The sequence below is a fragment of the Sphingomonas rubra genome, from assembly GCF_900115745.1.
Taxonomy (GTDB): domain Bacteria; phylum Pseudomonadota; class Alphaproteobacteria; order Sphingomonadales; family Sphingomonadaceae; genus Sphingomonas; species Sphingomonas rubra.
In genome coordinates this window covers 251,454-265,285 of the sequence record NZ_FOXP01000001.1, presented here as the reverse complement: position 1 = coordinate 265,285, position 13,832 = coordinate 251,454, and the positions used below count along the sequence as shown (strand labels likewise).

Below are 13,832 nucleotides of genomic sequence, written 5' to 3'. Positions count from 1 at the left end.
GCTCCCGTTACCCCCGTCACGCCGCCTGCGCGAGCCCCGGTGCGGACTGGCGCACACCTTCGTCGACATGGCTCTCGAACTGCGCGAAATTCTCGACGAACAGGTCGACCAGCTTCGCCGCGGTGGCGTCGTACGCCTCCTTGTCGGCCCAGGTAGCGCGCGGATCGAGGATCGCCGGGTCGACGCCCGGCACCGATACCGGCACCTTGAAGCCGAAATTGGAATCGGTGCGGAATTCCGCGTCGTTGAGGCTGCCGTCGAGCGCCGCATTGAGTAGCGCGCGCGTCGCCTTGATCGGCATGCGGTGGCCGGTGCCGTACTTGCCGCCGGTCCAGCCCGTGTTGACCAGCCAGCAATCGACGTTGCCGCGCGCGATCCGCTCCTTCAGCAGATTGCCGTAGATTGAGGGGTGGCGCGGCATAAACGGCGCGCCGAAACAGGTCGAGAAGGTAGCGTCCGGTTCGGTCACGCCGATTTCGGTCCCCGCGACGCGCGCGGTGTAACCGGACAGGAAATGATACATTGCCTGGTCGGGCGTCAGCTTGGCGATCGGCGGTAACACGCCGTACGCGTCGGCAGTCAACATGACGATGTTGCTGGGCACGCTGCCCATATTCTCGTCGGACGCGTTGGGAATGAAGTCGATCGGATAGGCGCCGCGACTATTCTCGGCCAGACTGTTGTCGTCCAGATCGAGCTGCCGGGTCAGCTTGTCCATCACCACATTCTCGAGCACCGTGCCGAACCGCTTGGTGGTGGCGAAGATCGCGGGCTCGGCATCGGCCGACAGGCGGATCATCTTGGCGTAGCAACCGCCCTCGAAGTTGAACACGGCGGTGTCGGACCAGCCATGCTCATCGTCGCCGATCAGCGCGCGGGCAGGATCGGCGGACAGCGTCGTCTTGCCGGTGCCCGACAGGCCGAAGAACACCGCGGTGTCGCCGTTCGGGCCCATATTGGCCGAACAGTGCATCGGCATCACGCCGGTGGGGGGAAGCAGATAGTTGAGGATGCCGAATACCGACTTCTTCATCTCGCCGGCGTAGCGGGTGCCGCCGATCAGCACGAGCTTCTCGGTGAAGTTGACGGCGATCACCGTCTCCGACCGGGTGCCGTGCCGCTCGGGATCGGCGCGGAAGCTGGGCAGATCGATGATCGTGTAATCGGCCTGGAACGTCCGCAATTCGTGCTCGGGCGGCCGGACCAGCATCGTGCGGATGAACAGGTTGTGCCAGGCGAGCTCGTTGATGACGCGTACGCGGACGCGATGCTCCGGCTGCGACCCGCCGTAGAGGTCCTGAACATACAGGTCCTCCTTGTCCTTCAGCGCCGTGAAGAAGTCGGCCTTGAGCGCGGCGAAATGCGCCGGCTCCATCGCCTTGTTCGACTTCCCCCACCACACGGTCGCGTCGGTTTCGGCATCGCGGACGATGAACTTGTCCTGCGCGGAACGGCCGGTATGCGCGCCCGTCTCGACGACCAAAGGACCGTCGGCGGAGAGCTTCCCCTCCTTGCCCGCGACCGCGGCCTCGACGAGGCGCGCGGTCACGAGGTTCCAGTGAAGGTCCGCTCGCGTCTCGATGCCCTGTGCTTCGAGGCCCGCTTCGGGGATGCGTTCGTTCACTGGAGGCTTCCTTTTCCCAATCCGTCGCGATCTGGCGTCGCATACGTATGCAACAGCATGGCAGAGCCCTTAGGATGCCACCCTATTCGGGTCAATCACCTGACAACACTCCTGCCCCACCGGTTGAGCGGCGCAGGCGATTGGACTAGCGGAGCGGCATGACCGCAACGATCGCGCTGGTCGACGACGACCGGAACATCCTGACCTCGGTGTCGATCGCCTTGCAGACCGAAGGTTTCCTCACCCGCGTCTACTCGGACGGCGACGCCGCGTTGAAGGCGCTGATCGAGAATCCTCCCGATCTCGCGATCTTCGACATCAAGATGCCGCGGATGGACGGGCTGGAACTGCTTCGGCGCCTGCGCGAGCGTCGCGACACGCCCGTGATCTTCCTGACCAGCAAGGACGACGAGCTGGACGAGGCGCTGGGCCTGGCGCTGGGGGCGGACGACTATATCGCCAAGCCGTTCAGCCAGCGGCTGCTGATCGCCCGTGTGCGCGCGATCCTGCGCCGCGCCGAGCCGTCGGTCGCGCGCGACGACGAGCGGCAATCGACGGCAGTGCTAGAACGCGGACGGCTGACGATGGACCCGGCGCGCCACCGCACCCAATGGGCGGGCGCCGCAGTCACGCTGACGGTGACCGAGTTCCTGATCCTGGAGGCGCTCGCCCAGCGGCCGGGCGTGGTGAAGACGCGCAACCAGCTGATGGATGCGGCGTACCAGGACGACATCTACGTCGACGACCGCACCATCGACAGCCACATCAAGCGGGTCCGCCGCAAATTTCGCGAGGTCGATCCGGCGTTCGACTCGATCGAGACGCTGTACGGTGCGGGCTACCGCTTCTCCGAAGAATGAGCACGTGACCGTCGAGGAGGAGCCGCGCGACTTGGCCCTGCGCTGGTCGGGGCAAATCTCGCTCACGCAGCGCATCCTCCTCGTCAACCTCCTCGCCCTCCTGCTCCTCGCCGGCGGCTTCTTCTATCTCGACTCGTACCGGAGCAGGATCGTCGATGGTCGCGTGCTGCAGGCCACGCGGGAGGCAAGGCTGATCGCCGAGGCGATCGCGGTGGCGACGCCCGCCGATCGCCCGACGATCGTCCGGCGGCTCGCGCGAGACACCGACGCGCGGATCAGGGTCAGAATGCCGGACGGGAAGGAGCTGGACAGCCGGGCACTCGGCGTTCGCAACTTCGGCCTGATCGATCCCGATCGCGAGGGGTGGGATCAGCGCGTCGCACGCTTCCTCGACGGCGTCATCGATACGGTGGTGAAGGCCCCCCGCGCGCCGCTGTATCGCGACCGGACCGACCCGATGCGCTGGCCGGAAGTGCGCGTTGCTAGGGAGGAGCGCGGCATCGCCGCGACCGTGTGGCGCGCTCCCGATCGCACCCCGGTCATCACCGCCGCCGCCCCGCTGCCTGGCGGAACGGTGGTCCTGACGGCGGTGAACGCACGCGACATCACGCGGACGGTGCGGATCGAGCGCTTTCGCCTGTCGGTCGTGTTGCTGCTCGTTACCGCCTTCTCCGTCCTGCTGTCGCTATTCCTGGCGCGCACCATCGTCCGTCCGCTCCGGCGCCTCGCCCGCGCGGCCGTGCGGGTTCGCCTGGGGCGTGCGCGCGAGGTGGTGGTGCCGCGTCTGCCGTCGCGCCGTGACGAGCTGGGCATGCTCGCGCGCGCGCTCTCCGACATGAGCTTGGCCCTGCGCGACCGCATCGACGCCACCGAGGCTTTCGCCGCCGACGTGACGCACGAGATGAAGAACCCCCTCGCCTCCCTGCGCTCGGCCGTCGACGGGCTGGAACGGGTACGCGATCCGGAACTTCGCGAACGGTTGCTGGCGATCGTGCAGGACGACGTGCATCGGCTCGACCGGCTGATCACCGATATCTCGGAAGCGTCGCGGCTCGACGCGCAGTTGAGCCGCGCCAAGTTCGAGATGGTCGATATGGCCGCGATGGTGGAGGCGCTGCTCGCCCATCGTCAGGCACGAGGTGTGGAGCGGGGCGTCCACTTCCGGTACGATGGGCCGACGGCACCGGCGATCGTGCTGGGCGAAGGGGCGCGGCTGGAACGGGTGATCGAGAACGTCGTCGCCAACGCGTTCTCCTTCTCGCCGGATAACAGTATGATCGAGGTCGCCGTACGGCGGCGGGGCGATGCGGTGCTCGTGCTGGTCGAGGACCAGGGGCCCGGCGTACCGGCGCACGCTCGCGAAGCGATCTTTCGGCGCTTCCACTCGATACGTCCCGATGGCGAGGCGTTCGGCCGGCACTCGGGCCTGGGTCTCGCGATCGCGCGGACCATCGTCGAGGCGCATGGCGGTAGCATCGTAGCGGAGGGGCGATCGAACGACGAGACGGGCGCGCGCTTCGCGATCCGGCTGCCGGCCGCCGAACCGGAGTTGGATGACTGATGGCCGACCAGAGTTCGGAGACGATCCACGCCTCCACCGTTGCGATCGACGACCGAGCGGTGCTGATCCGGGGGCGCTCGGGCTCCGGCAAGTCCGATCTCGCGCTTCGCCTGATCGATCGCGGTGCGACGCTGGTCAGCGACGATTACACGCTGGTCGCTCGGCACGATGGCCTATTGGTGGCCAGCGCGCCGTCGACGATCGCCGGCAAGATGGAGGTGCGCGGCATCGGCATCGTCACCATGCCGGCGGTAGACGGCGTGCCCGTCGCGCTGAGCGTGTGCCTGGACGAGACGGTGCCCCGCATGCCCGATCCTCGTATGCGTTGGATCATGGGCATTTCTGTTCGCGAGATCGCGCTCGATCCATTCGAGGCTTCCACGCCGCTGAAAGTCGAACTCGCGCTGAGACAGGATACCGAGGCATGAAAGCATCGCGCGACATCCTGCTCGTCACCGGCCTGTCTGGAGCCGGCAAGTCCACCGTCCTCAAGACGTTGGAGGATATCGGCTGGGAAGTGGTCGACAACCTGCCACTGATGCTGCTCGACCGATTACTGGATGCGCCACCGCCGGCAGCCGCGGTAGGGGGCTCGCAGCCGCTGGCACTGGGGCTCGGCAGCCGGACGCGAGACTTCGATCCTGGCGCCGTCGCCACGCGGCTCACCGCCTGGCAGCAGGCGCACGACGAGGCGATCGCCACGCTGTTCCTCGACTGTGCCGGTAGCGAGCTGGAGCGGCGCTACGCCGAGACCCGCCGGCGACACCCCCTCGCCGTCGACCGCCCGGCAAGCGACGGGATTGCGCGGGAGAGGGGGTTTTTGCGGCCGTTGCGCGACGTCGCGGACCAGTTGGTCGATACGACTAGCATGTCCGCGAACGAACTGGCCGCCTTGATCCGGACGAGTTTCGCGAGGAACGACGCGGCGGAGCCGGTGCTGAGCCTGTCGTCCTTCGGCTTCGCGCGCGGCCTGCCGCGCGACGCGGACCTGGTGTTCGACATGCGTTTCCTGCGCAATCCGCACTGGGTGCCCGCGCTGAAACCCGGCACCGGCCTCGACCCCGAGGTCGCCGCCTATGTCGCGGCGGACCCGGCCTACGAGCCCGCGGTGTCGCGGATCGAAGAGCTGCTGGCGCTGCTGATCCCGCGCTACCGGGCGGAGGGCAAGGCGTACGTGTCGGTGGCGATCGGTTGTACCGGGGGGAGACACCGGTCGGTCCACGTCGCCGAGCGGATCGGCAGCTTCTTGCGCGCGCGCGGTTTTTCGCCCACGGTCTCGCATCGAGATTTGAGGGCGACGCCGCAAGACCCGTTGGAAGGGCCGCCGGCCACCTCCTGAGGGTAGCGCATCCGTTTTATGATCGGTCTGGTTCTGGTGACCCACGGGCGACTCGCCGACGAGTTCGTGACCGCAATGGTACACGTGGTGGGTCCCCAGGATCACGTCGCGACCATCGCGATCGGCCCGGAGGACGACATGGAGGGGCGCCGCGCCGACATCGCCGACGCGATCGCCTCCGTCGACACCGGCCGCGGCGTGATCGTACTGACCGACCTGTTCGGGGGCACGCCCTCCAACCTCGCCATCTCGCTGATGGAGCGTGGACGCGTCGAGGTGATCGCGGGCATGAACCTGCCCATGCTGATCCGGCTGGGATCGGCGCGCAAGTCGATGAAGGTCGTCGAGGCGGTCGCCGCGGCGCGCGAGGCGGGACGGAAATACATCTCGGTCGCGTCCGAGGTGCTGGGCGAGGCGGCGGCGTGAGCGTCTCGCGCACCGTGCTCATCACCAACCGTCGCGGCCTGCACGCGCGCGCCTCGGCCAAGTTCGTGACGATCGCCTCCGGCCTGCCGTGTGAGGTGCACGTCCGCAAGGACGACGGCAGCGTCACCGGCACGTCGATCATGGGGCTGATGATGCTGGGCGCGGCGATGGGCGATTCGATCACCATCTCGGCCGCGGGCGACGGGGCCGAACAGGCGGTGGCATCGCTGGTGGAGCTGGTCGAGGCCAAGTTCGGCGAGGACTGACGCCGTGCCGCGCGAGATCACCGCTTACTCCAACCCCTTGGTCAAGAGCGTCCGCGACCTGCGCGACAAGCGCCACCGGCGCGAGCAGCGGCGCTTCCTGGCCGAGGGCCTGCGCATCCTGACCGAGGCGCGCGAGAGCGGGCGGTTGCCGACCCTGCTGTTCTTCGCCGCGGCCAGCGCGGCGCACCCGCTGGTCCGGACGCTGGTGGACGAGGTGGAGGCGGCGGGCGGCGACGCGATCGAGACGACGCCCGACATTCTGTCCAAACTGTCGGGCAAGGACAATCCGCAAGCCGTGGTCGGCGTGTTCGAGGAGTTCGAGACGACGCTGGACGCGCTCGATCGCGAGGCGGCGGGCATCTGGCTGGTCGCCGAGCGGCTGCGCGATCCGGGCAATCTCGGCACCATCCTGCGGACGGGCGACGCGGTGGGCGCGGGCGGGCTGATCCTGATCGGCGACTGCGTCGACCCTTTCTCGGTCGAGGCGGTGCGGGCGAGCATGGGGGCGCTGTTCACGGTGCCGGTGGTGCGGTGCGCCTGGGGCGACTTCTTGGTGTGGCTGCGCCAGGGGCCGGGACAGCTGGTGGGCTTGAGCCTGGACACCGATCACGATTACCGTGCGCCGCACTACGCCGCGCCGACGTTCCTGCTGACCGGCAACGAGGCGCAGGGGATGCCCGCCGGCTACGCCGCGGCCTGCGACACGCTGGTCAAGCTGCCGATGCTGGGCAAGGCGGACAGCCTGAACGCGGCGGTGGCGACGGCGGTGATGGCGTACGAGGTGCTGGCGCAGCAGCGCGGTTGAGGAGACGGACATGCGGTGGATGATCGTGGCGGCGCTGGTGCTGGCGGGATGTTCGAACCGACATGCCGAGGAGGACGCGGCGGCGACCGCCTCGCCCGAGACGCTGGCGACGACGGCGGCGCAGCGCATCCTGGCGAGCGCGCCCAAGTCGCTGGGCGGCGGGGTGACGATCACCGGCGCCAAGGCGGACGGGCGCGTGCTGGTGATGGCGCTCTCCGGCATGACCGACTGGCGCGGCGATTACAGCGATGCGGCGATGGCGACGACGATGAGCCGGGCGGTCTGTTTCGAGCCGGGCGTGGACGCGCTGGTGAAGGCGAAGGGCAGCGTGCGGCTGGAGAGCCGGACCGCGGCGGGGGTGAACCTGCCGCCGCTCGCGATCACCCGATGCTGAGCGCCGCGCTGCCGAGCGCGGCCATGGCGGACCGGTATCGCGCCGGCGGCGCGCCGAGCCGTTCCGGTCGGAATCCGGCGGTATAAACCGTATGATGAGGGTCTGTTCCGGCTGATGGCGGGATGCCGCCTGACGTCGGAAGCCGTCCCGATTGAGATCGAGTTTCGGGAAACCATGGAGGCGTGCCTTGATCGGCGGGGTCAGCTTGCGATAGCTGTGTCGGATCGACGAAGTAGCACTAGGGTTCCGGACTGGCATCGCCGCTGGACCGAGCGTTGCAGAGACCGCGGGCATCCTGCGGCTGCACCCAAGGGATAAAAGCCCAAGTGAGGAGACGTCCAGATTAACTGGCGCTGCCGCGCCAAGGGAGGTCTCGTGACGCTTGCTTCACTTTTTCTCATCATCTTCGCGTCTGTAATCCATGCGACATGGAACCTGCTCGCGAAGAAGGCTGCTTCGGTGGGGCCGGTCTTTGTTTTCGCCTATAATCTGGTCGCTTGCGTCGGATATGCGCCATGGGTGATGTACCTTCTCTGGCGCGGTACGGTTGCTTGGACCGCGGAAGGCATTGGGTTCGTGCTGCTCAGCGGCGTGATCCACCTTGCCTACAGCCTGTGCCTCCAGCGCGGCTATCAGATCGCGGACCTGTCGGTTGTCTATCCCGTAGCGCGGGGCACCGGACCGATGCTGTCGACAATCGGCGCGATCCTGCTGCTCGGTGAGGCGCCGACTGGCCGCAGCCTCGGGGGGCTGGCGCTCGTGGTGGTTGGGATCGGCCTGATAGCGACCCGGGGCGACCTATCTGCATTCCGGCGACCCGGCGGCCAGGCCGGTGTCCGATGGGGCACGGCAACCGGCGGACTGATCGCGTCCTACACGGTAGTGGACGCCTATGCGGTGAAGGTCCTCGGCATCACGCCGGTGATCCTCGACTGGTTCTCCAACCTGCTGCGCTTCTTCCTGTTGGCCCCGCTCGTCGGCGCGAACCCGCGTCGGGTGCTCATCGCCATGAAAGGTCATTGGTGGCTGGCGATCGGCGTGGGGCTGCTGTCGCCATTATCGTACATTCTTGTCCTTGCCGCCCTGCGGAGCGGCGCGCCGCTCAGCCTCGTGGCACCAATGCGCGAGATGTCGATGATGGTGGGTACCTTGCTGGCAATGGCAATCCTGCGGGAGTCTGCAGGCTTCTGGCGCTTGGCCGGATGCGGCGTTCTCATCGCGGGCGTAGTCGCCCTTGCAGGCGCGTGAGAAGATCGCTTCCTCGGAAGCGAAGATTTAGGGGAACTGCCGAGTGGTCCCGGCCGATCGCGCGGATCGCGCCCGACCGGCTTTCCCATAAGGCGTTGCCGAGTGGGTTCTCGCGAAATTGCCCGATGAATATGGAGAAACGAGACACTCCGCGAATGGCTGTTGATTACGACGCCGAAACGAAAGCACCTGCGGCGTATTCAGCATTGACCGTGCGATGACGTAATGAGCGATCGGCCTTTCCCCGACACCGCCATCGACACCAACACCGTCAGCCAGTGGACAGTGCGGGGCTGCGGCGAGGGTTCGATGGTTCAAGCCGGGTTCGATCAGCTTTAATAACCCTCGTGCTGAGCGCAGTCGAAGCACTTTGTGGAGGCGTGCCCTTCGACTTCGCTCAGCGCGAACGAAAGTGAATACACCTGATCGATATCGAATCTAGTCCACCACCGTCAGCTTGGTCAGCGGGCGCACCGCCTGTTCACCGATTGGCAGCGGGTCGATCGACTTGCCGCCGCGATCGATGTTGAGCGTCTCGAACCGCCGGGCGCTGGTCAGCACCTGGCTCTCCAGGCTGCCGACGAAGGCGTTGTAGGCGCCCATCGCCGTGTCGAGGTTCTTGCCGAGCCGGGCGACGTGGCCGCCCATCACCGCGAGCCGCTGGTAGAGTTCCTTGCCCAGCGAGCCGATCTCCTGCGCCTCGCGCGCCAGTTTCTCCTGCCGCCAGACGGCGGAAACGGTGCGGGCGATGGCGATGAGGTTGGTGGGCGTGGCGAGCAGCACGCGCTTGTCAAAGGCGAAATCCCACAGCGTCGGGTCGTGCTCCAGCGCGGCGGACAGGAAATGCTCGCCGGGGACGAACATGACGACGTATTCGGGCGCGTCGGCGAACTGCGCCCAGTAGGATTTGTTGCCGAGGCCGTTGACATGGGCGCGCATGGAGGCGGCGTGAGCGGTCAGGCCGACGTGGCGCTCGCGCTCGTCGACCGCGCCGAACGCGTCCTGATAGGCGTTCAGGGACACTTTGGCGTCGATGATGAGCGACTTGCCGCCGGGCACGCGGACGATGGCGTCGGGGCGCAGGCGGCCCCCTTCCCCGTCGGCGACGCTGACCTCCATCTGGAAGTCGGTGTGCTCGGCCAAGCCGCAGGATTCGAGAACGTTGCGGAGCTGCTGTTCGCCCCAGCGGCCGCGCGCCTTGGGCGCGTTGCGGAGCGCGTTGACGAGCTTGGCGGCCTCGCCCGACACGCGCTCCTGGCCGACGCGCATCGCCTCGATCTGGCCCTTCAGTTCGCCGAACGCGTCGCGGCGCTCCGCCTCGACCTTGGCGACGCCTTCCTCGTAGCGCTGGAGGCGCTCGCCGACGGGCTGGAGGAGCGCGGCGAGGCGCTGGCCCTGCGCCGCCTCCGACTCGGCGAAACGCTGCTGCGCGCGGTCGAGGAACTGCGCCTGGGCGGCTTCCAGCGCCTTGGTGGCGGCGGCGCCGAAATGCTGGGTCATCGCCTCGCGCGCGTCGTGGAGTTGGCGCAGCGCCTGGGCGTGTGCGGCCTCCCGCTCGGCGGACTGGGCGCGGAGGGCGGCGAGGTCGTGCGCGGCGGCCCTGAGTTCGCCGACCTCGCGCAGGGCGGCCTCGTGCGCGGTCTGGCGCTCGACCGCCTGCGCGCGGTGGGTGGCGAGGTCCTGCATCGCCTGGTTGCGCTCGCGCTCCACCGCGTCGCGGGCCTGGCGGACGAGGTCGGCGTCGGCGGCGCGTTCCTTGGCCACCGCCAGGTCGCTGGCGAGGGTGCCGGTGCGGCGGCCGGCGAGGAGCCAGCCGAGCGCGAGGCCGGCGACTAGGGCGAGCAGGCCGACGACGGCGATCTCGGTCATGCGCGTGTCCCGGAGGTGATGCGGTGGGCTGCGGGCGTCGCTGCGGCGCGGTGAAGGGAGGAGCGGAGGCGGGTCATGGCGCGAACATAGATCGAACGTCGGCGATGGGACAGCCCCGATTCTGGGTCGTCGTGCCGGTGTCTTGTTCCGTCATGCCGGGCTCGTCCCGGCATCCAGGGTCAAGCAGGGTGGGCGTTCGTGGCTCTGGATGCCGGGACAAGCCCGGCATGACGGGAGGGGTTACGCGAGGGCCCCCGTCCGGGGTGACGGTGGGCCGTTGGTCAAGCGAGGCGGCGTTGCTTGGCGAGCTTCTTGAGCAGCATGTCGCGTTTCAGGCGGGACACGTGGTCGATGAAGAGCACGCCGTCGCAGTGATCGATCTCGTGCTGCATGCAGGTGGCGAGCAGGCCGTCCAGTTCCTCCTCGTGCCGGGCGCCGGTCTCGTCGAGCCAGCGGACGACGGCGCGGGTGGGGCGCTTCACCTCGGCATATTGGTCGGGGATCGACAGGCAACCCTCGTTGTAGGTGGACAGGTCGTCGGACACCGACACGATCTCAGGGTTAATATAGGCGGCGGGGTTGCGGACCGGCTTGCCGTCGGCGTCCTCCTCCGCCTGGAGGTCGATCACCACCACGCGGCGGGCGATGCCGACCTGGATGGCGGCGAGGCCGATGCCGCTGGCGGCGTACATCGTCTCCGTCATGTCAGAAACGAGGGTGCGGACCTCGTCGTCGATCGCCTCAACGGGGGCGGAGACGAGGCGGAGACGCGGGTCGGGAATCTCGACGATGGGGAGGACGGCCATGCGCGGGGCGCTATGCGGGTGAGGTTGGCCGGTCAAGGTGGAGTCCGCTTCCGTCTGCCGGACGGAGCGGGTCAGGCCACCGGTCGCCTGGCGCGGAGGGCCTGGGCGAGCGTGCCCTCGTCCAGATAGTCGAGTTCGCCGCCGACGGGCAGGCCATGGGCGAGCTGGGTGACGCGGACGGGGAAACGCTCGATCCGCTCGGCGAGATAATGGGCGGTGGTCTGCCCCTCCAGCGTGGCGTTCATGGCGAGGACGACCTCGTCGATGCCCCCCGCCTCGATCCGGCGGACCAGCGTGTCGATCGACAGGTCCTCGGGGCGGACGCCTTCGAGCGCCGACAGGCGGCCGCCCAGCACGTGGAAGCGGCCGGGAAAGAGGCGCGAGCGTTCCAGCGCCCAGAGGTCGGCGACCTCCTCCACCACGCACAGCGCGCGCGCGTCGCGGCGGGGATCGGCGCAGATCGCGCACGGGTTGGCGGTGTCGACGTTGCCGCAGGTGGCACAGGTCTCCAGCCGCTCGTCGACCTGTTCGAGCGCGTGGCGCAGGGGGCCGAGCGCGGCCTCGCGCTTCTTGAGGAGATGGAGCACGGCGCGGCGGGCGGACCGGGGGCCGAGGCCGGGCAGCCGGGCGAGAGCCTGGGTCAGCGCTTCGATCTCGGGAGAGGCCATGGTCGATCATATGGCGACTTGGCGGGCGGGACGCCAGCCGGGTCAACGTTGCTTCGTCATGCCGCGACGAGCCCGCAGGACGGAATCTTCGCGGGTCGGGCAACGGCTTCGGGGTGACGCGCGGGCGCGGATGTGGTGAAGGCGGGCCATGCGGATCGTCTTCATGGGAACGCCCGATTTCGCGGTGCCGACGCTCGACGCGCTGGTCGCGGCCGGGCATGAGATCGTCGCCGTCTACTCGCAGCCGCCGCGGCCGGGCGGGCGGCGGGGGCGCGAACTGACCCCCTCCCCCGTCCAGCGCCGGGCCGAGGCGCTGGGGCTGGCGGTGCGGACGCCGGTGTCGCTGAAGGGGGCGGACGAGCAGGCGGCGTTCGCGGCGCTGGGCGCGGACGCGGGCGTGGTGGCGGCGTACGGGCTGATCCTGCCGCGGGCGGTGCTGGCGGCGCCGCGGCACGGCTGCCTGAACGTGCACGGGTCGCTGCTGCCGCGCTGGCGCGGGGCGGCGCCGGTGCAGCGGGCGATCCTGGCGGGTGACGCCGAGACCGGGGTCGGGATCATGCAGATGGAGGCGGGGCTCGACACCGGGCCGGTGCGGCTGGAGGGGCGGACGGCGATCGGAGGCAAGACCGCCGGTGCGCTGACCGAGGAGCTGGCCGCGATGGGCGCGCGGTTGATGGTGGAGGTGCTGGGCGACCTCGATCGCCACTCCGCCGCACCGCAGCCGGACGAGGGCGTGACCTATGCCGCCAAAATCGACAAGGCGGAGGCGCGGATCGACTGGACGCGGAGCGCGGTGGAGATCGAGCGGCTGGTGCGCGCGATGAACCCGGCGCCGGGCGCGTGGTTCGAGGTGGCGGGCGAGCGGGTGAAGCTGCTCGCGGCGGACGTGCTGCCGTTCAGCTTTCCCGGCGGCGAGGGCACGACGGTGGACGAGCAACTGACGATTGCCTGCGGCGACGGGGCGATCCGACCGACGCTGGTGCAGCGCGCGGGGCGCGGCGTATCGTCGGCGGAGGAGATGTTGCGGGGCTTTCCAGTGGCGTCGGGCACGAAGCTTTGACGCGGTTCGCGCTGACGGTGGAATATGACGGCCGGCCGTTCATGGGCTGGCAGCGACAGGCGCACGGGCCTTCGGTGCAGGGCGCGCTGGAGGCGGCGGCGCTGGCGATCACCGGCGAGACGGTGGGGATGCACGCGGCGGGGCGGACCGACGCGGGCGTGCACGCGCTGGCGATGCGGGCGCACTGCGACATCGCCAAGCCGATCGGCTCGTTCCGGTTGATGGAGGCGCTGAACGCGCGGCTGCGGCCGCATCCGGTGGCGGTGCTCCGTTGCGAGACGGTGGCGGACGACTGGCACGCGCGCTTCTCGTGCCTGGGCCGGGCGTACGAGTATCGGATTTACAACCGTCGAGCTCCGCTGACCTGGGAGGCAGGGCTGGCGTGGCAGGTGCCGCAGCCGCTCGACGAGGAAGCGATGGCGGCGGCGGCGGCGATGCTGGTGGGGCGGCACGACTTCACGACCTTCCGCTCGGCGCATTGCCAGGCGGACAGTCCGGTGCGGACGCTGGACCTGCTGTCGGTGGAGCGGGTCGGCGAGCGGGTGGCGGTGCGGGCGGCGGCGCGGTCGTTCCTCCATCATCAGGTGCGATCGATGGTGGGGTGCTTGGCGCTGGTTGGCATGGGGCGGTGGGCGCCGTCCGACGTGGCCGACGCACTGGCGGCGCGGGATCGGGGGCGGCTGGGATTGAATGCGCCGCCGGATGGGTTGTTCTTCACCGGGGCGGTGTATCCGGAGGGGTGACGGCGTGTTCGCGCGAGGACGCGAGGAGAAGGTTGGTTCACGCGGAGACGCGGAGACGCGGAGGGTTGTGGTCGTTTCGATATCCAGAGCCGGCGCTAGCGGCACGATGACGCCCCCCCCCCCCTGATTCGTTTGTGCTGAGCGAAGTCGAAGCACAGGCCCG

General features: G+C 68.9%; 15 protein-coding genes. 11 read left to right on the top strand and 4 right to left on the bottom strand.

Features of this window, described 5'->3' with window-relative positions; all coding sequences use genetic code 11:
• Window positions 1–16 precede the first annotated feature (16 nt).
• Window positions 17–1,624, bottom strand: a complete 1,608-nt coding sequence (locus BM145_RS01305; RefSeq protein WP_093330287.1) for a phosphoenolpyruvate carboxykinase — start codon at window positions 1,622–1,624, stop codon at window positions 17–19.
• A 158-nt stretch (window positions 1,625–1,782) separates the two neighbouring features.
• Here BM145_RS01305 and BM145_RS01300 point away from each other — a divergent pair, with 158 nt between their 5' ends.
• The 9 genes from BM145_RS01300 to BM145_RS01260 all read left to right on the top strand — a co-directional run bounded on the left by BM145_RS01300 (window position 1,783) and on the right by BM145_RS01260 (window position 8,523).
• Complete coding sequence (locus BM145_RS01300; protein ID WP_093330284.1) at window positions 1,783–2,484, top strand: response regulator transcription factor; 702 nt, start codon at window positions 1,783–1,785, stop codon at window positions 2,482–2,484.
• 4 nt (window positions 2,485–2,488) lie between these two features.
• Window positions 2,489–4,045: a sensor histidine kinase gene (locus BM145_RS01295; protein ID WP_245738992.1), complete on the top strand. Its 1,557-nt coding sequence runs from the start codon at window positions 2,489–2,491 to the stop codon at window positions 4,043–4,045.
• Window positions 4,045–4,473 (top strand): HPr kinase/phosphorylase, encoded by a 429-nt coding sequence (locus BM145_RS01290; RefSeq protein ID WP_093330280.1) that lies wholly within the window; start codon window positions 4,045–4,047, stop codon window positions 4,471–4,473. Before BM145_RS01295 ends, BM145_RS01290 begins: the two co-directional genes overlap by 1 nt.
• The gene (gene rapZ, locus BM145_RS01285) at window positions 4,470–5,384 is read left to right on the top strand and encodes an RNase adapter RapZ (protein ID WP_093330277.1); all 915 of its coding nucleotides are present in this window, start codon (window positions 4,470–4,472) and stop codon (window positions 5,382–5,384) included. The genes BM145_RS01290 and rapZ overlap by 4 nt, the downstream gene beginning before the upstream one ends.
• A gap of 18 nt (window positions 5,385–5,402) precedes the next feature.
• Window positions 5,403–5,810 carry a PTS sugar transporter subunit IIA gene (locus BM145_RS01280; RefSeq protein WP_093330275.1) on the top strand — a complete coding sequence of 136 codons (408 nt, stop codon included), beginning with the start codon at window positions 5,403–5,405 and terminating at the stop codon, window positions 5,808–5,810.
• The gene (locus BM145_RS01275) at window positions 5,807–6,076 is read left to right on the top strand and encodes an HPr family phosphocarrier protein (protein WP_093330273.1); all 270 of its coding nucleotides are present in this window, start codon (window positions 5,807–5,809) and stop codon (window positions 6,074–6,076) included. The genes BM145_RS01280 and BM145_RS01275 overlap by 4 nt, the downstream gene beginning before the upstream one ends.
• 4 nt (window positions 6,077–6,080) lie before the next feature.
• A complete protein-coding gene (locus BM145_RS01270; RefSeq protein ID WP_093330270.1) occupies window positions 6,081–6,881 on the top strand; it encodes a TrmH family RNA methyltransferase in 801 nt (266 codons plus the stop codon).
• Between the two features lie 10 nt (window positions 6,882–6,891).
• Window positions 6,892–7,275, top strand: coding sequence for a hypothetical protein (locus tag BM145_RS01265; protein WP_093330268.1), 384 nt, complete (start codon window positions 6,892–6,894; stop codon window positions 7,273–7,275).
• 375 nt (window positions 7,276–7,650) lie between these two features.
• On the top strand, window positions 7,651–8,523 hold the full coding sequence (locus BM145_RS01260; protein ID WP_093330265.1) for a DMT family transporter: 873 nt from the start codon (window positions 7,651–7,653) through the stop codon (window positions 8,521–8,523).
• Between the two features lie 438 nt (window positions 8,524–8,961).
• Here the strand turns inward: BM145_RS01260 and BM145_RS01255 are convergent, their stop codons facing one another.
• From BM145_RS01255 to recR, 3 genes are all read right to left on the bottom strand, one after another.
• Entirely contained in the window at window positions 8,962–10,392 is a 1,431-nt protein-coding gene (locus tag BM145_RS01255) for a DNA recombination protein RmuC (RefSeq protein WP_093330262.1), read from the bottom strand.
• 281 nt (window positions 10,393–10,673) lie between these two features.
• Window positions 10,674–11,198 carry a peptide deformylase gene (gene def / locus BM145_RS01250; protein WP_093330260.1) on the bottom strand — a complete coding sequence of 175 codons (525 nt, stop codon included), beginning with the start codon at window positions 11,196–11,198 and terminating at the stop codon, window positions 10,674–10,676.
• 71 nt (window positions 11,199–11,269) lie between these two features.
• Window positions 11,270–11,866: a recombination mediator RecR gene (gene recR / locus BM145_RS01245; RefSeq protein WP_093330257.1), complete on the bottom strand. Its 597-nt coding sequence runs from the start codon at window positions 11,864–11,866 to the stop codon at window positions 11,270–11,272.
• A gap of 148 nt (window positions 11,867–12,014) precedes the next feature.
• Between recR and fmt the strand changes: the two genes are divergently transcribed.
• Window positions 12,015–12,926, top strand: a complete 912-nt coding sequence (fmt, locus tag BM145_RS01240; protein ID WP_093330255.1) for a methionyl-tRNA formyltransferase — start codon at window positions 12,015–12,017, stop codon at window positions 12,924–12,926.
• The gene (gene truA / locus BM145_RS01235; RefSeq protein WP_093330252.1) at window positions 12,923–13,669 is read left to right on the top strand and encodes a tRNA pseudouridine(38-40) synthase TruA; all 747 of its coding nucleotides are present in this window, start codon (window positions 12,923–12,925) and stop codon (window positions 13,667–13,669) included. The genes fmt and truA overlap by 4 nt, the downstream gene beginning before the upstream one ends.
• Window positions 13,670–13,832: the final 163 nt, after the last annotated feature.

Bases quoted from the DNA above. Each gene is read 5' to 3' on its own strand.
- BM145_RS01280 (WP_093330275.1), top strand. From the start codon at position 5,403: ATGATCGGTCTGGTTCTGGTGACCCACGGGCGACTCGCCGACGAGTTC.
- rapZ (WP_093330277.1), top strand. From the start codon at position 4,470: ATGAAAGCATCGCGCGACATCCTGCTCGTCACCGGCCTGTCTGGAGCC.
- recR (WP_093330257.1), bottom strand. From the start codon at position 11,866: ATGGCCTCTCCCGAGATCGAAGCGCTGACCCAGGCTCTCGCCCGGCTG.
- BM145_RS01255 (WP_093330262.1), bottom strand. From the start codon at position 10,392: ATGACCGAGATCGCCGTCGTCGGCCTGCTCGCCCTAGTCGCCGGCCTC.
- BM145_RS01265 (WP_093330268.1), top strand. From the start codon at position 6,892: ATGCGGTGGATGATCGTGGCGGCGCTGGTGCTGGCGGGATGTTCGAAC.
- BM145_RS01300 (WP_093330284.1), top strand. From the start codon at position 1,783: ATGACCGCAACGATCGCGCTGGTCGACGACGACCGGAACATCCTGACC.
- fmt (WP_093330255.1), top strand. From the start codon at position 12,015: ATGCGGATCGTCTTCATGGGAACGCCCGATTTCGCGGTGCCGACGCTC.
- def (WP_093330260.1), bottom strand. From the start codon at position 11,198: ATGGCCGTCCTCCCCATCGTCGAGATTCCCGACCCGCGTCTCCGCCTC.
- BM145_RS01290 (WP_093330280.1), top strand. From the start codon at position 4,045: ATGGCCGACCAGAGTTCGGAGACGATCCACGCCTCCACCGTTGCGATC.